This window comes from Mesonia mobilis DSM 19841, assembly GCF_000423405.1.
Lineage (GTDB): Bacteria > Bacteroidota > Bacteroidia > Flavobacteriales > Flavobacteriaceae > Mesonia > Mesonia mobilis.
Genome location: NZ_AUHX01000015.1, coordinates 1 through 19,786, shown reverse-complemented (window position 1 = coordinate 19,786; position 19,786 = coordinate 1). Strand labels below are relative to the sequence as shown.

The window sequence follows — 19,786 nt, the reverse complement described above, 5'->3', positions numbered from 1 at the left end:
AAGTTATCGATTTTTCACTTTAACAAATATTTTATGACTTTATCGAAAACATAAGTTATTATTATGAATAAATAGTATAGCATAACTATCTTTGAATCGAATAACTATTTTTCCATTTATCTAAACAAGTCAATTTTAATAAGTTAGTCTTATTTAGATAAATTTAAAAAATTTTATCAAAGATAATGAAAAACAAATACGCAATTTATAAATGGCAAATTATCACCGTGCTGATATTTGCCATTTTTTCTGTTGAAACTTACGCACAACAGGTTACAGGAATTTACACAGATTATTTAGGGTATTGGCATTCGACAAATTCTAACCAAAACCCTATCAAACCAGAGAATTCACATAATGTAATTGGTTTCACGCATAATGGAACCACTTACTCTACCGGTGTGAATGATGTCATTTTAACCAATCATAGTGTTCTCTATTATCCACAAGAGTTTAGAGCTTTACCAGTTTTAAATTTACCCACAAGTGGTGGCGGATCCTATTATATAGGTTTTGGTCAGCTGTATGATGGAATAAATAATGGAGCTGACACAAGTTCGACTACCCCGTTTAATGCAAACCCTACTGGCAGTGAATTAGCAAGCTATTTAACAACCGGTCCGCATGGTCTTGATCTAGGTACTTACCTAACAAACATTCCTAGTGGAACTAATAATCGCTTCGAATTAAGTAATGCAGGATTAGACCTAGCTAATATTGGCGATGGTATTCCAGATATTTTTGTATCTCAAATTGCTCAACCCGGAGGTGCAGATCAATTAAAATTTGTAAATTCTTCCGGAGCTACTGTAGGTAACTCTGTAAGTCTATCATTGTCTACAGCACCTTCATTAGGTACTTGGAGAACCGATCTATATCTTTTTAACAGCCAACCTAGCTCTCAAATCAATGTTACAAAATCAATGCGATTTGCTGCAATTGAACTTTCTCAATTTGGGATTGACGCCTCTAATATAGCAGACGCAGTAGCATTAATCTACATACCGGGAGGAAGCGCTGATCCGGCGTTTATCGCTTATAACGAACCTTCTATACCGGTGGCAAGTAGAATTGATATTACTGCTCAACCAACTACTTCTAATTGTGATGGTACGATGCCTTCATCATTTACAATTCAAATTACCGATGACGCAGGTTTTAGTGTAGCACAAGCTGGTTTCGTAGTAACGGCTTCTATTAAAACAGGTCCGGGTGATTTATTTGGTACAATTACTCAAACAACCGATGCTTCAGGACAAGCGACCTTTAACGACCTTGTTTTTGAAGTTGGTGGTGATCACACCATCGCTTTCAACTCTTCCAGTTTAGAAGAAGTAGTTTCTTCTACTATTGCAGATGCTACCGGATGTGGCGATGCTACTTGGACAGGTAATGTGGATACTGACTGGAATGATGTTGGTAACTGGAGCAATGCTGAAGTTCCTAATGCCAATTTTAATGTAACAATTCCTACTGGATTAACCAATTATCCGGTGTTAGATATCAATACAGGTGCCGATAACTTAATTATGGGAGATGGCGCTACAATCGATCTTAATGGATATTTATTCACCATTCAAGGAACGATTACAGCAGGAACCGGCGCTTCTATCGATGGAAGCACTCCTGATTCAGAATTAAACTTTTCAGGACAAACAGCACAAACTATCCCTAATGGATTTATTAGTGGTGATGTTGCTAATTTAACTATTGAAAACCCTAACGGAGTTTCTGCAAATACTCCAATTACAATTACTGAAATTTTAAATGTGATCTCTGGAGAGTTAACCACGAACGGAAATATTACGTTAACTTGTGACTTTTCAGGAAACACTGCACAAATTGATGAAGTAACCGGAAGCATTAACGGAACTATCACTACTGAACAATGTTTCCCGGCAAGAAGAGCATTTAGATTTGTAACCTCTTCAGTAACTACCACAACAAGTATAAGAGAAAATTGGCAAGAAGATGCCAGCAGTTATACCGATAACCCTCATCCTGGCTACGGAACTCACATTACCGGTGTTTGGCAAAATGCAGATGGTTATCATGGGTTTGATTATACCCCTTCAGGAAATACCTCGATGTACGAGCTAGATAATATCAATCAAAGCTGGTATAATATTGATAACACAGATGCAACAACCCTTTTAGCCGGTAAACCTTATCGCTTGATGATTCGAGGAGATCGAAGCATTGATGTCACAGACAACGATACCGATAGTACAGATACTAGACTTCGAGCAATTGGAGAAATTAACGCAGGCCCTATTAGTTATTCATCTGGATTTAGTGATGTTGAAGACTATTTCAATTTCTTCGGAAATCCTTATCACGCTATTGTCGATATGTCACAAGTTTTAGCAAATGTATCTACTTCTAATGTGAATACGCTTTATTACTATATTTGGGATCCTACCGCAGGAACGAGAGGTTCTTATTCAACCATAGATGTTCTAACCAATACAGGTACGAATGGCGATGGAAATAAGTTTATCATGCCGATGCAAGCCGGATTCTTTTTAACGGCTGATGAAGGAACCACTCCAACATTATCATTTATAGAAGCTAATAAGAATGTAAATCAAACAGCTACAAGTGTATTTAGACCTGCTAATTCAGGAAACGAATCATTTCTTCAACTACATATTTACCAAGAAAATTTATTTAATGATGGTGAACAATCTTCAGACGGTCTAAAAATAAAGTTTCAGGAATATGGTGATGATGCATTTACCTATAAAGATGCTCCTAAGATGTTTAACCTAGATGAAAATATAGCTAGAAACATTGACGGCGAGATTACCTCTATTGAAGTAAGAAGTTACCCTGAAATTTCAGAAGTTCTTCCGCTATATATTTCTACATACAGAACCACGAATTACATCTTTGAAGCTCAACTTGAAGGTTTAGAAGAATACGATGTATATCTGAAAGATAACTATTTAAATCAAAGCACTTTATTAACTAATGGAAGTACTTATAGCTTTCAGGTTAACTTTAATCAAGCTGGTGACGCTACACTAAACAGCGACCGGTTTGAATTAATGATGAGCGCTAACAATTTAAGTGTGGATGAAGATTTAGCTCAAGCATTTCAGTTATTTCCTAACCCGACTTCATCAATCTTAAATATTAAATGGAACAGCACTGAAACGATTGCTTCAATTTTAATATACGATAATTTAGGAAGAACAGTAAAAGAGATCGAAGCGACGGAAAACTTCAACCATCAAATTAATGTTTCAGAATTAAATACCGGTTTATACGTGATTCAAATAAACACGATCAACGGAAAAACCTTTACTCAAAAAATTGTAAAAGAATAAAAGCTATGCTAAAATTTTCATATAAATTTAAAATCGTTCTTGCCTTAGTAGCATTGGTATTGATCACGAGCACAATGAAAGCTCAAATTGGTTTTGAACCTGATGTTGATGATGAAGTTGCAGCTCCTATTAACGGACTTTTATGGCTGCTCATGATCGCCGGCGGTTCTTTAGGGATCTCTAAACTTAAAAAGAAATAAGATTTCTTTTTAAGAAAAAAAAGCTACTTCAGTTGAAGTAGCTTTTTTTATTTGGTTATTATTTTTCCGGGTATTCCAACTACAGTTGCCCCATCAGGAATATCATGGAGCACAACACATCCTGCTCCAATTGTACACCACTTTCCTATTTTTACACCCTGTATTACTTTTGCTCCTAAACCAACAAATGTTCCCTCTCCTACTTCTACATTACCCGCTAATAAAGCTCCCGGACCTATATGAACAAAATCCTCAATCTTACAATCATGCTCCACTATAGATGCTGTATTTACGATGACATGTTGGCCAATAATTGCTTCAGCATTGACAACCGCTTTTGCCGCAATTAAAGTACCAAACCCAAGCTGAGCAGATCGAGAAATATGAGCTGCAGGATGTCGAAGAGAGTCTATAAATACAATATTATTTATTCTTCCGCCAAGTTTCTCTACAATTGATTTACGTACTTGATTATTACCTACAGCGATAATTAGTGAATTTTCGTGTGCATGTATATGGGCTGTATCGTGATTTACTTTAATTTCTAAACAACTAACCTTAGTAGTATCATCATCATAAAAATTAATTTTACCTTTAGGGAATTGTGACAAAAAAGCTTCTCCAACCACTTTCGCATGTCCATTTGCCCCATATATTGTAAGTGCATTCATAAATTACCTTTAAACGGTTCGGTAGTTGCCTGACCTGCAGTATTAATTCCTTCAGACCTGAACACTTTTTTTACCGTTAAAAATAAGATTTTTAAATCTAACCCAAAAGACTGATTTTCTACATACCATACATCAAACTGAAATTTATCTTTCCAAGAAATGGCATTACGCCCATTGACTTGTGCCCAACCCGTGATTCCGGGTTTTACTGCATGTCGTTTTTTTTGCTCTTCATTATATAAAGATAAATATTCCGGCAATAGCGGTCGAGGTCCCACTATGCTCATCTCTCCTTTTAATACATTGATTAGCTGTGGCAGTTCATCTAAAGAAGTTTTGCGTACAAATTTCCCTATAGAAGTTAAACGTTGAGCATCTGGAAGCAACTTCCCTTCCTTATCTCTCCTATCATTCATCGTTTTAAATTTGATGATTTTAAAAAGCTGCTCATGTTTACCAGGTCGAACTTGAAAGAAAAAGGGTTGACCGTTATTCGCAAAAAACAAACCTATAGTCACTAGTATAAAAATAGGACTCAATAAAAGTAAACCGATGAACGCAGCTAGGAAATCGGTTAAAGGTTTTATGATGTTAGTGTACATTGTTAAAAAAGTCTAAAATGCTAAAATAAACCTTTCTACCGAAAGGCAGGAACTATTGGATAATAAGCATTTGTCATCCTGAACTTGTTTCAGGATCTGTCGCTAAAGGTTTATATAAATCTTTCCATTCAGGATTTTCTTGCTCTATTAAATTAATCTTCCATTGCCGATGCCAGTTTTTTAGTTTTTTTTCTCTGGCTATAGCATCTTCAATATATTGAAATTCTTCAACATACACTAAGCGCTTTAGTTTATATTTCGAAGTAAACTGACTAGCCTTGCCTTCTATATGACGTTCCATTCTATCATCTATTCCTCCAGTTACACCGATATACAATACACCTTTAGGTTTATTTGTTAAAATATATACCGTATAATTGTGGTATGTTCGTTGGGGCATAGATCTATTTTATTTAGATGCTGAAACAAGTTCAGCATGACAAGGCTTTTCTTTCTTCCAAACCTCTAAATCCTTATGTGTTTTCATATTTTATTCAATTCTCCTAGTCCCTAATCTCTAGTTCCTAATCTCTAGTTCCTAATCACTAGTCTTTATTCCCTATTCTCCCAGTCCTTTCTCTTTTAATAAAGTTTGATACTCTTCTAACAAAGCTTGCCAAACCTCTTCTCTTTGGTACCGTCTTATAATCATTTTACGAGCATTTTTCTGAAGCTGGGTGTATATATCTCGATCATCGGCTAAAAGTCTCATTGCTTTTTGTAATTCTTCTCTATTTTTGGAAGGAATAATGAGTCCGTTCTCTCCTTCCACTATAATCTCGTTGCAACCATTAATATCACTTACAATACAAGGTAAACCCATAGCACCCGCTTGCATCACCACATTAGGGAATCCCTCTCTATAACTAGGAAAAACCAACGCATCGCTAAGAGCAAAATACGGACGTACATCTTCCTGGTAACCTACCGAAATGATATTCGGGTTTTTGTCAATTTCTTGTAAAGTTGAGGGTTGTAGGGGATCTAGGTCAGGTTCTTGAGGCCCCACCAATAATAGTTTTGAATTTTGAATTTTGAATTTTGAATTATTGAAAGCTTCTACTAATTCATTTATGCCTTTATCTCCTACTAAACGCCCCACGAATACAAAAACAAAGTCATCCTCTTTAATATTTAAGTCATGACGTAAGCTTGTTTTTTGAGTTCGACTAAACAAGTCTGGGTTAAAATGAGACGTATCAATTCCATTAGAACTCCCCTGCCCTATAATTTTCAATTTTTCGGTTGACGTAAATCCTTCTTTTTCGATAAAATCAAATAAGCCTTGCGAGTTAGGATAAACTTTTGTTGCGCAGAAATAGGTAAGTTTCTCCACTTTATTTAGCAACCAACGCTTTTTACCTGTCGCTTCCATTAGGGGTAAACCCGCTACTGTATGTAAACGATGTGGCACTCCCGTTATTTTTGCCGCCAACATGCCTACGATTCCAGCTTTAGGCGTATGTGTATGCACTATTTGTGGACGTTCTTTTTTTAAAAAATACACCAACCTGACCAAGGCATTTAGATCTGCCCAAGGGGTAATTTGCCGCGTCATTTCTAAAGGAAAAACTTTAAGTCTATTTTTCTTACCGAATACTCTTAGCCTAGACTCATCTGCAGCAATAGCTGTAACCTCAAAATGCTCTTGCATATAGTTTAATTGTCCTTCCAACAATTTTTCTAAAGAAAGCGGTACTGTGGTGATGCGAATGAGTTTAGGTTTGGACATTATTACTCGTTGATAAAATCAATCATATTTGTAGAGGTGAAATTATATTTCTCCTTTAGTACTTTAAAATGCTTAATTAATTCTAATAATTGTGTTTTATTATTTTGAATATCCTCTCCAAAATTATGAGGATGCCACCATAAATGATAGATCTTGTTATTTTTGGCTGCATAGGTCATCTCGCTTTTAATTCTATTTATTTTATACCTTTGAATCTTCTTTTCACTTTCCTTATAAGGTCTAAAAAATCGGCTAGCAGGTAAGTGTATTAATCCACTTTGTTCTTTTATTAATGAAAAGCATAGTGACCTACTAATTGGTATTAGTGTATCTAAAGCCCTAAAAACAGGGGCTAACTTTCCATAGTTTCTTTTCCAAAACCAAACATCTGGATTTGACCGAACCACTTGAATTCCATTTTTTTTAGCAATTTCTAAATAGTTTTCATTAAACTGGTTTCTAGGAAATATCAAAGATTTTAAGGTAACGCCATAGTTCTTTTCAGCGATGTGCTGAGCAGCTTCTAAATCCGCTTGGAATTGCTCAATTGTTTGTCCCTTTTCGTTACAATAATAATGAGAAAAAGTATGCGAAGCCAATTCTTGTCCTGGAGTATTTAAAATGAGACTAATCAAAGTTGGTGCAAAGTGAAAAGGATCCATAACTTCATTATTTCCAAGGCTCTTAAAAATATTATAATAAGACAATTCTTTCCGCTTGTAAGAGGGGATAAGATCTGGAGAAAAGTCCAATAATTGTTTTTTATCGTCCGCAAATAAAAACCCAACCGTAGCCCAAGTAGCTCTAATGGAATTCACCTTAAAAATTTCCAAAAGCTCTGGAATAAATTGAATAGTATCTGAAAAATATTGGTGCTTTTCTTCTATCTTCCACTTTTCTACTCCACCCCAATGCAATTCAAAATCAAGGGAGATTACCAATTTACCACCTTCCATAATTAAACTGTATCTGAATCTGAATAACTCAAATACCAGTTTTTGCGATTTAAAACCAAATCGTTGAGTTTTTCATCAAATGCTCTTGCACCAAAATGCAACTCTATTGGTCTCAATTTTTCTGGCATTTTAAAGAAATTTTTACCTTTAAAAATCTTATAATTTGGAGAATGTTCTAAACACCAAGATAAAATGCAATCTGCATTTTGTTGCTTGATTTCTGAAATTGCTTTTCCTAAAAGTTGTTTTGCAGCAAATGGATTACTTAAATCATAAATAAGTTCCATAATATATCCAATCTTACCCCCATGTTTACCTTTTATAGTATATACGATAAAGCCTAAATATTCTCCGGTATTAGAAAAACAATGTAGTATTTTATACACTTCATTAGGTTTTGTTATATATCTCCAGTCCAAATACTCTTTATCCCTATTAACAGCAACAAGGATATCCTTTGAAAAAATTTTCCAAATATTGTTAACCTCCATTGGAAATTCATTCTTAAAATCCAACTTATAAGCTTTAGAAGGTTTAAATTTTGAAAAGCTCAAACTCAAATTGGGTATTAAAGTTAAAAATGGAAAACGTTTTGTAAAATATTTTGTTTTTAGAGGTTTGATAAGAAATGGCACAGGGTCTAAGACTTGCCATTTTAGTTTTTTTTTAAAACCATAAATAGAATTTCCGTTTGGAAACCCATAAACTAACTTGACATTGCCCTCCTGTGCTTTTTTATACACACTATTGGCTAAGTTTATAAAAAGTCCTTGACCTCTATAATTTTTATCAGTCATAGTATCTAAGGATTGAGAACCTAGCAATAATCTATTGTTAAGCTTAAATTTCAACGGAGATATAGCATAAATGGCGGCAGTCTTATCCTTTTTTGTATCAATCGCAATGTTTACAAATTGTTTATTGATGGGATTTTCTAAAAACTGCCATTCTACCTTATTAATGCTTTTTTTACTTCCGTTACTATTAAAACAAGCTTGAAAATATGGAAGTGTTTTGTAAGAAATATTCTTTATATCAAATGTTTTCATAAACTTAGATATTTTTTATTATACGCGCAGGATTACCTCCTAATAATGAACAGCCTGGATAAGATTTTGTTACAATAGCACCTGCAGCTACTACAGTTCTTGTATGGAGTCTAACACCAGATAAAATTACACAATTACAGGCTATCCAAATATCATTCTCAATGACTATTCTGTTCGAATATAAAGGGTTTTCGTTTATAGGTAAATTAGTGTCACTCCAAGTATGATTAAAACTATGAAAAGCAGACGTGTGAGCTATAGATACATTACTTCCAATTGTTATTTCTCCAGCTAAATAGCAATTAGGGTTTATAGAAACATTATTACCAAAACTCATCATCTCTATAGCGTCAAAAATCACACCTTCATAAATTATAACATTATCACCACAAGAAATAGATAGGTTTCTAAGTAAAATATATCTTATTAAAACTCCTAACTTGAAAGGTATATTTCGAAAAAGAATTAGTATAAATTTATTAATACTGTCTGGAAGAAAAGAATCAAGCCAAACAAAGAAATTAATAATATTCTTAAACCGATGAAATACTGAACCTTTCGCCATGAATTTTACTTTTTTATCAAAATAAAGATATAGAGAATTAATCCAAACGGAAGGGACAATGCAGTCAAAACCTTCTGATTATTATCTTTGAAAAAATTTTGTTTCGCTAAAATTGATTCAGCCACCAGATGAATGGCAAGTATAAATTTTTCTTTTATAGTATATATAGATTTTAATGATTGTTTACGACTGAAAGAGAATCCATTGGGATTTTTATAATATTGTTTGAACATGTTTAAAGTAGATCCATCCGGCATATATTCTACAATACAAAGAACTTTGTTTAAAAATAACATATCATATTTTTTATCAATTAAACCATACTTATAACCAAGAGGAACGAACTTTTCATTTTCAAAAGTAGGATAGTCTGGATATTTACGAATTATTTTTGTTGAGTATACGAATTTAACATCATTTACAATATTATATTTACTTTTCAACTGTGTGTATTTACCTTGTTTAATTTCTTCAGGGAATAAATTGCTACTAACTATTTTGCCATTACTGTAGCTATTAAGCCCCAAAATTCCTGCAAGACCCTCATCCTTATTTTTATTCCAAAAATCAATAACAATTTCAATCGCTTGGTCTGTCAAATAATCATCTGAATCAATACACACATTTAACTCAGTATTTATTAGCTTAAGAGCTAAATTATGCCCCGTATGCATGCCCCCATTTTCTTTATAAACATAATGAATTTCTATTTTATTATCTAATTTCCAACTTTGGATTAACTGCGCAGTATCATCTTTAGATCCATCGTCTATAACTAACCACAAGAAATCAGTACAGGTTTGTCTACATAAACTTTCGTATAAACGAGGCAGTAAATAAGCTCTATTATAGGTAGGTGTAAAAACGGTAATACTTTTCATTAGCTTAACATAACATTCATAAAAAAGGTAAATGCAAATTGCAAAACTAACACAAAACCCACTTTTTTATATTGATTATTTAAAATATTCTCCTTCAATAGGGGATAAATAATTACTAATCCAATCATAAACCATGAGAGATAAGCAAAACGATTGGAAAAATTAGCTCGAATGACCAAAATCCAAAAAGCATTGGCAAAAATATAAGTATTAAACAACCAATAATAAACTTGATCATGGAAGCCTTTTTTAACAATATAATACCATCCTGCGTATATAGCCGTAGCACTATATAATACAAAGTCCCATCGAAAACCAGTACTACTAAAGTCGTCATCATTGACATTGCCTTCGGTTAAATAACTTAATCGATCATCGAAGCCTAAAGAACCGAAAAAGGTTTCAAAAGCCCCTCCAGCCAATAAGGATATAGGAATACACAGCGCCCAAAAGAAAATCATCTTTTTGGGTTGGTTAAAAAATTGAGCCAATATAAATCCCGCAGTAGGTAAAAGCATAGATTTATGAACACTTACAGCTAAAATAATCCATAAAGTTTGGATGATTCTTTTTTCCTTCGAAATTCCTAATAACAATAAAGAACCAGCTATTCCATTTCTTATCCCGTTTGTTCCTGCTGCCCAAAAGGAAAAAGCCGTAATTAAAAATAGGAAACCAAAGAACCATAAGTCCTTAAACCATTTTTTACAGACCAAGTATAATGGTACTACATATAATAGTGCGCATAAAAAAAAGAAAAAATGTACATTTATAACATAAGAACTGATTTTCATTAAATTATGAAATAAAAAATCCTTATCAGATGTAATATCAGCGCCATTAAAATAATTATTAAAAATAGACGCATAGGTACTGGTATCGCCAAAATACCTACCACTTATGGGTCGAAAACCCATATATAATACTAAAAATATAATTAGTAAAAATCCAAAGCGCTGCATCTTATCATTTCTAGGTATACGATTTAGATGAGAATCTACTAAAATCATTAGCACTATTCCTAAAAGGATATAATAGTATATCGGAGAATAGAGTTCTAATGGAATCCAGTCAAACATATTATTTGTTTAAATCTTTAAATAAATCTTCCCACATACCCATCACATTCTCTGGGCTAAATTGCTTCACTTGTTTAACCGCACGAGCCCCCATTTCCAATCTTAGGTTCTCATCTTTTAGCAACCGCTTGAGACTTGCAGCAAAATCTGGAATCGAGTTGGGTTGCGTTAAGATACCCGACAAATCATTTTCAAGGATATTTCGTGGTCCATTTGGACAATCGTAAGCTATAATTGAAATTGCTGCGGCTTGGGCCTCCAATAAAACCATGGGAAAACATTCATTAGCCGAAGTCATCGCATAGACAGAAGCGTTTTGCATCTCTTTATCTAACTGATTAGTTGAACCCATCAATTGAATATTATTCACTTTTAAACTATTAATCTGATGTTTGAGTTCATTTGTTAAGATCACGTCCCCTTCTCCAAAAATCTTTACCTGCCAGTCGGGAAAGTAAGAACCTATCCTTGCCCACACTGCTATTAAATGATCAAATTGTTTTACAGGGGCTATTCTCCCCGCTGCCAGGATTATTTTTTGTTTGGTGGGTTCTATTTTAAAACCTTTCTCTAAATTTATAAAGTTAGGTATAACTTTTATATTTGAAAAAGGGTAGTACTTTATTTCATCTGGATTCAATACTACTAAACAGTGATAATAATTAAATAAACTAAATAATTGTTTTTTTAACATCCCAATTAAATTGTTCTTAAAATATAAGGTATCTCCAGAAGAATGAAACTCTTTGACTTTAGGAATCTTCTTTTCTATAAAAGGTATAAAGTACTGCTCTGGCGTATAGTTTACTGATATAATCACATCTGGTTGTTCATGGTGGATTATCTTTTTTAATCTTCTAAAATGTACCCAAGATTTTATAAGATTTTTAGGATGGAAATAACTTTTATTCCGTATATAATCCACTTTTAAATCAATGTGTTTTAATCTTTTATTTAAAGGGTAAACATATTCTCTATTTTGATGTTCACTTGTACATAAAACTACTTCATAACCAGCATCGAGTAGATAATTGATTTTTTGACTCAATATCTTTTCGATACCACCATGAAGATAAAACTGATTGGTAAGATAAAGTATTTTCAAGACACCAAACTTTTAAATAATTCATCCCATTGGCTAACAATAATTTCAGGAAGATATCTTTTGACATTTTGTTTAGCTTGAGCCCCCATTTCAATTCGTAGATCTTTATCTTCGATTAATTTCAGAAGTTTTAAGCTTAATTTTTCAATATTTCCATTTTCAACTACATAACCATCTTTTCCATCTTGTATGATATCTGAGGGTCCATAATTACAATCAAAACTCACACAGGGAACCCCACAAGCCATAGCTTCGACCAAAACCATTCCAAACCCTTCGAATCGTGAAGACATCACATATATGGACGAATCCAAGTATTTAGCTTGGATATCTTTTTCCGGTTTATAAAAAAAAACAGAATCTTCTAGATTCAAATTGCGCCGTATTTTATCTAAATTTAAGGAAGGTTCTAATTTGCCGTAAAGTACCAAATTCCAATCAGGATGTATTTGATTCACTTTTTCCCATGCCCTAATTACCAGATCTTGTCCTTTTTGATAAGATTGTTTTCCCACACATATTACTTGTTTTTGTAATAAACTGGACTTTTCGTTTGGGTAAAAAGAAACTGGATTCGCGATGACCTCTAGATTCTTTAGACCCTTCCATTCTTTCTTGTTTCCTTCCGTAAGTACAACGTATTTTCGATATGACTTCGCCATACGTTCCATGAGCCTCCACTTTGATTTAATTATAGTTTTCTTAATAAAACTATAATCATCTCGCATTTCTATTTCTTTGGATACGTGCCGCTCATAGATAAGAGGAATTCTTTTAGAAATTATTTTTGGAATGAAGTATGCTTTTAATCCGTCATCACAAACCGAAATCACGTCGGGTTTCATTTGATTAACGGTTTGAGTTATTCCTTTTTTATAAGCTTTTATATATTGAAATGGATTTCCATCCACAGTAATACTTAGCATTTTTATTTTATCTGAAAACTCATAGAAAGGGTTGATATGATTATCATTTAAAGATAATATACTAACCTCATAATTATAATGCTGTGCAAGATAAGAAGCCTTAATAGAAAGCACGCGTTCTAAGCCTCCAGCTCCGTTTATTCCGTTTGTAATGTAGAGTAATTTCATTTAATATAACTGTATACTTTATTATAAATCAAATTAACTAATAATGAGGCAGCCAGACACCATAAAACTAGCCAAATAAAAATTAATATAGGATATTGCGGTACATAGATAATCTCCTCAAAATAAACCATATAGAAAAAACATATGAATTAACCAGAGATTTGTAGAATGAGGCGTAAAAAAGCTTAAACCTTTCTCAAAAAATTTGCCTAGCTGAATTTGAAGAAATAGAAATATAAAGCCTAATGCAGTTATAGGGGCTATAATAAAATTAGGCACTAATCCATGAAGAATAATCAAACCAAGTATTCCTATAAAAGACCATAGATTAACAAACCTAATTTTATCAAAAAGTATGGATACTTTATTATGCCATTGATATTTTAAGGCAAAAGCACCTAACATAAACTGAAAAAGCGTGCAAAAATACAAAGCGATCTGCGTCTGGAACCAATGTAAAATAGCATTGTGAAAAATATTGGTTTTATATATTCTGAAATAAAATGCAACTATATAAATAAGTAATAAGCCGCTAATAAAAAAATATGGATTTAACCTATCAATTAATCTAAACCAAAACTTAGAAGTGAAAACAAATAAAATATAGATGGTAAAAAACCACCATGCACCATTGTAGGAAGGTCTTAAACCCGTAAGATTTAAAATAAATTTCCGCAAATCCCCTGGATAGCCCGGCTCTGTTACAAACCATCCCAATAAAACGACAAATAATAAAATTATAATCCAATAGCGAAGGTATAATTGTTTAATTCTTCCAATATTCTTTTTATAATAACCTTTTGGATTATTTATATAACTAAAATATAGACCGTATCCACTAATGAACGCAAAAATAGGAACACACGCATCTGAAAATATAGATATATAATAGGATAAAGGTTGATTACCCATAAAAATTAAAGGTTGGAATAGTCCTGAATAATTTCTATTAAACAAATGCAAGCACAACATCATCAAGATTGCGATAGATTTAAGTTGATTTGATTTTTGTCTAGATACTATCATCTTCTATAATGCTTTAGTCTAAATAAAAAATTCAAAACATCATTCATCAAAAAAGGAAAATTATTTAAACCTATCTTAAAAATCTTATTTTTTCTTTTAGCATTATATCTTAAAGGATAAAACCCATTAGATTTAAGCAAATTTATAACCTTGAAAAGCGTTTCTCTATCATATGTAAAATAAACAAGGTGATTAAAAACAATTTGATGTAACATTTCCGTTTTTTTTATCAATCCAAATTTTAAATCATTATTACCTTTTACCTCTGTCTTTAAAAATTCTTTTAGGGAATTACTTACCACAATAATAGATTTAAAATAATTTAAACGTTTATCGCCATCATTTGAATTTGTAAATGAGTTAGGATGTTGCACGTAATTATAACAAGGCCTTTTCAAAAATGAAAGCCTCTCAACATTTGTTAATAATCTTGGTAATATCTCAGAATCCTGCATATTTATCCCTTCTTTAAAAAGAATATGATGATTATCAAATAATGATTTTTTAAACACAAAGCTCCAAGAATAACTTTTTGAGAAATTAAATCTATAAAATTTGCTCCCTGTAATAGTACTATTGTCAATTTTTACATCATTGGCCCCATGCTTAAACAATTGGTTGTCGGACTGGACAATGTTATAATTCAATACTAATGTATCTAAATTAAAATCGTCAATTTTCTTTATAATTTCAGTTAAGATTTCTATTTCTATATAATCATCGCCATCTATAAACCAAATAAAATCTCCCTTAGCTTGTTTTAATCCAATATTTCTAGCCCCCCCCAAACCTTGATTGGTTTGGGTTATTAAAGTAAAGTTAGAATATTTATTTCTGTATTTATCTAATATTGCAGAGGTATTATCCGTAGAGCCGTCGTTCACGCAAACAACCTCATAATTTTTTGTGGGGTAATTTTGCGACATGCAGGATAAAATGCATTTCTCAATAAATTTATCAACATTGTAGGCAGCTATAACGATACTTAATTTCATTTCAAGAGTTTTTTCACGATCCCTTTTTCAAATTTGTTAAAAAACAATATATAATAAAACACTACAAAACTGAAAAAGAAGACTAAACATTTTAAAGTAAGAATTAACCAACTATTAGAATAGTTTAAATTGGAATCAACATATTTAAAAATTAACAAAAGAAGTATTAATGGTATTAAAGCTTGAAAACAGTTCCAAAAAAAAGTGCCAATATTTAAACCAAGAATTCTAATATAGAAATAATTTAAAATAGCTACACCTATAAGCCAAAATAAACATATACAACTTATGACTCCATAAATGCCAAACATTGGATAAAAAAAATATCCCAACAAAGTACCCATTGGAATAACTATCAAATAAGTAATTGATTTATAGTGAATTTTATTTTTAGCCTCTAATACGGAGGTAGCAAATGTTTGGGTCAAAGGTATTGTATAGGCAACCATAATAAGCATTGCGATTCTGTATGCTGGCAAATAGCCTTCATCTAACCACAAAACAATAAAATCTTTACCAAAGAGATAGAAGCCACCAAGAATTAAAAGAAGAACTACACAAGTCAACCTCCCTATTTTAACAAAAACAGTAGTTAAATTTTCATTAGATTCGAGGTTCACTACCATTTTAGTAGCTTTGGGTAAGAATAAGGATGAAACCGCTGATGAAAAAGAGCCATAATAAGTTCCTAGTAAAATTCCAATAGCATATATAGCTACCATTTCAGAGCCTCCCCTCATCCCCACTATGACTTGGCCTCCCTTCCATTGAAATTGACTAACTAAACCCAAAATAAACATCCAGATAGAAAACCCAAATATACCTTTTACTTGGGCAATATTAAATGAAGTAAACTTAAAGGTTACTTTTAAATAATTACGTCCATATAGAAAATTTATTAATAAATAAAGTATATTAATTACGGTATCTATTGTTACTAAAGCTAAAGCACTTTCAAAATAGTTCAAACTAACAAAAATAGCTAATGATCTTATTAAATATTTGATAATCAAAACTCCACGAGTGTATATGAATTGCTCATAAGCATTTGCAATACCCAGAAATATATTGCCAGGTAACGATATACCAAGATTAAACAAAAACAATATGAACATTAATTTCCCTTTATTTATTTCAGCACTACTAAGAGCCTTCCCAAATAACACTTCTAAATTAAAATACAATATAACTCCCAGAATAATAATTACTAAAGTTATCAAAGAATACAATTTCAATACCGTACCCAGAAATTCAGCTTGTTCATCAATTTGCTTTTTAACCCTAAACTTAGCGACAAACCTAATTACAGTATCTCCTAAACCAAAATCTACAAGGGTAAAATATGCTATTAAAGACCCTATTAAACTATATAATCCATATTCCGAATCACCTAATTTTGATATTATATAAGGAGTAATAAAAAGACCTATAATTGTGGTTATAAGAATATTTAAATACGACAATAAAGCACCATTCTTTATTTGACTCATGTGTTTAAAATAATTTAATAATATTTTTCAAACCAGTTTACAAAATGACGAACACATTTTTGTATCGGCGAACTTGAATTATAATCATAATCTCTTTTCAAGGCGGTAGTATCTGCCCAAGTTTGTTCCATAACAGCAAGTTGCTTAGATAACATTTTCATATCAGCTTTTCTACCTATTTCTATTTCAAACGCTTTAATAAAGTCTAACAATTACACTGGACTTCAATTACCTATATTGTAGACAGACGACTGCCCTTTAGACACTTCATTAAACACATCATAAACACCTAATTCTGAAACTCCTATAAATTTACCGATTAAAATAGAGTCTAACTGTGAGCTTAGAAAATTTACCAAAAAAGAACCTGTTCTAAATGAGCCAAAACTTAAAAAATACTTTACCTCTTTTAGGTTAAAATATAATTTGGGCTGATGCAATGACCATCCACAAACTAACGAGACAAGAGATTTTAAGGCACTTCGAATTAAATTCCCCCAAACTAAAGAAAAAACACCATACCCTTGATAAGCCAATAAAAGTGTAGAACCAACATAACCTATAAAAGCAATGACATCTATTACCGCCATTTTTTTAAAAAGCATTTCTTTCTGAAAAAGCGCTTGAAACTGCGCTCCCAAACCTGTAAACAAGAAACTTAAACTTATCCATTTTAGCAGCAAACTTAATTGCGGACTTTCATAGAAATCTGCAATTAAACCACTTGATAAGAAAACTACTAAAAAAACCAAAATGGCTAAGCCAATATTTATCCAATAAAGTGAAGAAAGTTGTTTAGAAGTAATTTTTGATTTTTGAATGATAGCTTGACTTATACCAATATCAACAAACTCAGCTGAAAAGCCCACCACTACGTTTACCAAGGCAAATAATCCAAAATCACTTTTACTTAAAATCCTAGTAAGTAATAGAATCAGCAAAAAGCTACCACCAGCTATAGTTGTAGAAGAAAGACCCGTCCATTTAACTCCAGAAACCGCATCCGTTTTATAACTACTCTTCAATTCGTTTTAAGATTAACTTTATAAAATATAAAATTCAAAGAAAACTAATAATAATTATATAATCACTAAATTATAAAAGAATTTAAAATGCACGTGTAATATTTAAGCCTCTACTTTTTCTTAATATTAAAAAAAGTATAATTCAAGCTGTTTTTTTTTATATATGAAATTTGTATTCTATCTTTACCCCAAATCTCTAATTAGGAGTAAACTACTATATTATGAAAAAAATTACGCTATTTTTAATTTGCGCTCTTAGCACAATGATTACTGCCCAAGCGCAAGAAGAAACTAAAACAGAATACAATCATTGGTCGATTGAAGTAATGGGAGGCTTAAATAAGCCTACTAGACCATATACCGACCTTTATTACTCACCTACTTTTGGTGCTTGGAATGCCGATTTAGGAGTTCGTTATATGATTAACGAAAAATTCGGTTTCAAATTGAATGCAGGTTACAATAATATTAATGAGGGAGATGAAGTACCTGAATTCCAAACTCAATACTATCACGCAAGCCTTCAAGGAGTAGTTAACTTAGGAAATCTTTTTAAGTTTAGAGACTGGACGAATACTTTTAACCTATTAGGTCACGGTGGCGTAGGTCTTGCTCAAATGCGATTAGACGAAGATGCCTTTTACAGCGATGAAGAAGACTACATGACTGTTTTCACTGTAGGATTAACTCCACAAATTCGCTTAGGAAATCATTTTGCGCTTGTAGGAGATTTAAGCCTTTATGGTAATGTAAACCAAGATTACACTTGGGACGGTAATACTGAAACTCCGAATAGAGGGTTTGACGGAATGTTAGTTAACGCTTCAATTGGTTTTCAGGTCTATTTAGGGAAATCTGAAAAACATGCAGACTGGGTAGATAACAGTGAAGAAACTGAACTAAGAAACCAATTAGATTCGATTCAAGGTAGAGTTGCAGATCTAGAAAGCGATTTAATGGATGAAGATCAAGATGGTGTTCCCAACTATTTAGACAGAGAACCAAACACAATGAATGGTGTAGCTGTTGATTCTAAAGGAGTTGCCGTAGATAAAAACAATAATGGTATACCAGATGAAATAGAATCCTCTTTAGATGAGCGCTATACTTCTAAAGAAGAATTCCAAAAAGAAGGAGGTTCAGGAAGCATGGGCATTAAAAAACTTTTAAACGATGGTTATGTAAATGTATATTTCCAATTTAACAGCGACAAACCTGAAACCTATTCTTTCGAAGCTATTAATTACTTGGTAAGATACATGCACGAAAACCCTAGCGCAAATGCTGACTTAGTGGGATATGCAGACGAGTTAGGTAATGCGGAGTACAACAAACAACTTTCTGAGCGCAGAGCTAAAAGAGTTTATGACATTATCGTGGCATCAGGTATTAACGAATCTCGATTAAGCTACAGAGGTGAAGGGATTGATGATTCTGTTGACAAATCTTCTTCTGATGCTAGACAATTGGTAAGAAGAGTTACTTTCAAATTAAAATAAAATTTGAGATAAAAATTTATAATAAATAAAAAAGCCAAAACGATAAGTTTTGGCTTTTTTATTTATTATATAATATCAGACTAGATATTAGTTGAGAGCTCACAATATTAAATCCTATTTTAGAATTGCTTAATAGCTGATTCTTTTAATCATAATGTAAAGAAGAGAATTAGAGATAAAATCAATGATCATTAGACTGTAGTAGTCCGACAAATACCACTTCTTACCTTATTCTGCCAGACTAATAGAAAATAGTAGGTTACTAGCATAAAAACATTGATAAAAGAACAAATGATATTTGCAAATATTCCTTGAGACATTAGTTTAGAATAGATTTAATTGAATATCATTTTGAATGTCCGTAATGCATCATAAAATGTTTCGTCTCCCTGAACTTGATTCAGGGTCTCATCTGATAAGCTTTGATTTTTAGCATTATATGAGATTCTGAAATAAATTCAGAATGACGCAGAAATTAATTATTA

General features: G+C 32.3%; 19 protein-coding genes. 3 read left to right on the top strand and 16 right to left on the bottom strand.

The window, feature by feature from the left end:
* Positions 1-185 precede the first annotated feature (185 nt).
* The gene (locus G551_RS0111020; protein WP_027885633.1) at positions 186-3,332 is read left to right on the top strand and encodes a T9SS type A sorting domain-containing protein; all 3,147 of its coding nucleotides are present in this window, start codon (positions 186-188) and stop codon (positions 3,330-3,332) included.
* A gap of 5 nt (positions 3,333-3,337) precedes the next feature.
* A complete protein-coding gene (locus G551_RS0111015) occupies positions 3,338-3,532 on the top strand; it encodes a hypothetical protein (protein WP_027885632.1) in 195 nt (64 codons plus the stop codon).
* A 47-nt stretch (positions 3,533-3,579) separates the two neighbouring features.
* On the opposite strand, the gene G551_RS0111010 is transcribed toward G551_RS0111015, so the two are convergent.
* From G551_RS0111010 to G551_RS15730, 16 genes are all read right to left on the bottom strand, one after another.
* Complete coding sequence (locus tag G551_RS0111010; protein WP_027885631.1) at positions 3,580-4,203, bottom strand: acetyltransferase; 624 nt, start codon at positions 4,201-4,203, stop codon at positions 3,580-3,582.
* Complete coding sequence (locus tag G551_RS0111005) at positions 4,200-4,805, bottom strand: sugar transferase (protein WP_027885630.1); 606 nt, start codon at positions 4,803-4,805, stop codon at positions 4,200-4,202. The genes G551_RS0111010 and G551_RS0111005 overlap by 4 nt, the downstream gene beginning before the upstream one ends.
* Before the next feature lie 73 nt (positions 4,806-4,878).
* Complete coding sequence (locus tag G551_RS0111000) at positions 4,879-5,205, bottom strand: GIY-YIG nuclease family protein (protein WP_027885629.1); 327 nt, start codon at positions 5,203-5,205, stop codon at positions 4,879-4,881.
* A gap of 159 nt (positions 5,206-5,364) precedes the next feature.
* Positions 5,365-6,537, bottom strand: coding sequence for a glycosyltransferase family 4 protein (locus tag G551_RS0110995; RefSeq protein ID WP_027885628.1), 1,173 nt, complete (start codon positions 6,535-6,537; stop codon positions 5,365-5,367).
* Positions 6,538-6,539: 2 nt separating this feature from the next.
* Positions 6,540-7,493: a polysaccharide deacetylase family protein gene (locus tag G551_RS0110990; protein ID WP_027885627.1), complete on the bottom strand. Its 954-nt coding sequence runs from the start codon at positions 7,491-7,493 to the stop codon at positions 6,540-6,542.
* 2 nt (positions 7,494-7,495) lie between these two features.
* The gene (locus tag G551_RS0110985) at positions 7,496-8,542 is read right to left on the bottom strand and encodes a GNAT family N-acetyltransferase (protein ID WP_027885626.1); all 1,047 of its coding nucleotides are present in this window, start codon (positions 8,540-8,542) and stop codon (positions 7,496-7,498) included.
* A gap of 4 nt (positions 8,543-8,546) precedes the next feature.
* Positions 8,547-9,107, bottom strand: coding sequence for an acyltransferase (locus G551_RS16730; RefSeq protein WP_027885625.1), 561 nt, complete (start codon positions 9,105-9,107; stop codon positions 8,547-8,549).
* A 5-nt stretch (positions 9,108-9,112) separates the two neighbouring features.
* A complete protein-coding gene (locus G551_RS0110975; protein WP_027885624.1) occupies positions 9,113-9,988 on the bottom strand; it encodes a glycosyltransferase family 2 protein in 876 nt (291 codons plus the stop codon).
* Positions 9,988-11,067: an EpsG family protein gene (locus G551_RS0110970; protein ID WP_027885623.1), complete on the bottom strand. Its 1,080-nt coding sequence runs from the start codon at positions 11,065-11,067 to the stop codon at positions 9,988-9,990. Before G551_RS0110970 ends, G551_RS0110975 begins: the two co-directional genes overlap by 1 nt.
* A 1-nt stretch (position 11,068) precedes the next feature.
* Positions 11,069-12,172 carry a glycosyltransferase gene (locus G551_RS0110965; RefSeq protein WP_027885622.1) on the bottom strand — a complete coding sequence of 368 codons (1,104 nt, stop codon included), beginning with the start codon at positions 12,170-12,172 and terminating at the stop codon, positions 11,069-11,071.
* Positions 12,169-13,266, bottom strand: a complete 1,098-nt coding sequence (locus tag G551_RS0110960; protein WP_027885621.1) for a glycosyltransferase family 4 protein — start codon at positions 13,264-13,266, stop codon at positions 12,169-12,171. The genes G551_RS0110965 and G551_RS0110960 overlap by 4 nt, the downstream gene beginning before the upstream one ends.
* A 117-nt stretch (positions 13,267-13,383) precedes the next feature.
* The gene (locus G551_RS0110950; RefSeq protein ID WP_027885620.1) at positions 13,384-14,292 is read right to left on the bottom strand and encodes an acyltransferase family protein; all 909 of its coding nucleotides are present in this window, start codon (positions 14,290-14,292) and stop codon (positions 13,384-13,386) included.
* Positions 14,289-15,287, bottom strand: a complete 999-nt coding sequence (locus G551_RS0110945) for a glycosyltransferase family 2 protein (protein ID WP_027885619.1) — start codon at positions 15,285-15,287, stop codon at positions 14,289-14,291. Before G551_RS0110945 ends, G551_RS0110950 begins: the two co-directional genes overlap by 4 nt.
* Positions 15,284-16,777, bottom strand: coding sequence for an oligosaccharide flippase family protein (locus G551_RS0110940; RefSeq protein ID WP_027885618.1), 1,494 nt, complete (start codon positions 16,775-16,777; stop codon positions 15,284-15,286). Before G551_RS0110940 ends, G551_RS0110945 begins: the two co-directional genes overlap by 4 nt.
* Positions 16,778-16,791: 14 nt before the next feature.
* On the bottom strand, positions 16,792-16,989 hold the full coding sequence (locus G551_RS0110935) for a hypothetical protein (protein ID WP_027885617.1): 198 nt from the start codon (positions 16,987-16,989) through the stop codon (positions 16,792-16,794).
* Between the two features lie 12 nt (positions 16,990-17,001).
* Positions 17,002-17,802 (bottom strand): oligosaccharide flippase family protein, encoded by an 801-nt coding sequence (locus G551_RS15730; RefSeq protein WP_027885616.1) that lies wholly within the window; start codon positions 17,800-17,802, stop codon positions 17,002-17,004.
* Between the two features lie 221 nt (positions 17,803-18,023).
* Here G551_RS15730 and G551_RS0110925 point away from each other — a divergent pair, with 221 nt between their 5' ends.
* Complete coding sequence (locus G551_RS0110925; RefSeq protein ID WP_027885615.1) at positions 18,024-19,301, top strand: OmpA family protein; 1,278 nt, start codon at positions 18,024-18,026, stop codon at positions 19,299-19,301.
* Positions 19,302-19,786 lie beyond the last annotated feature (485 nt).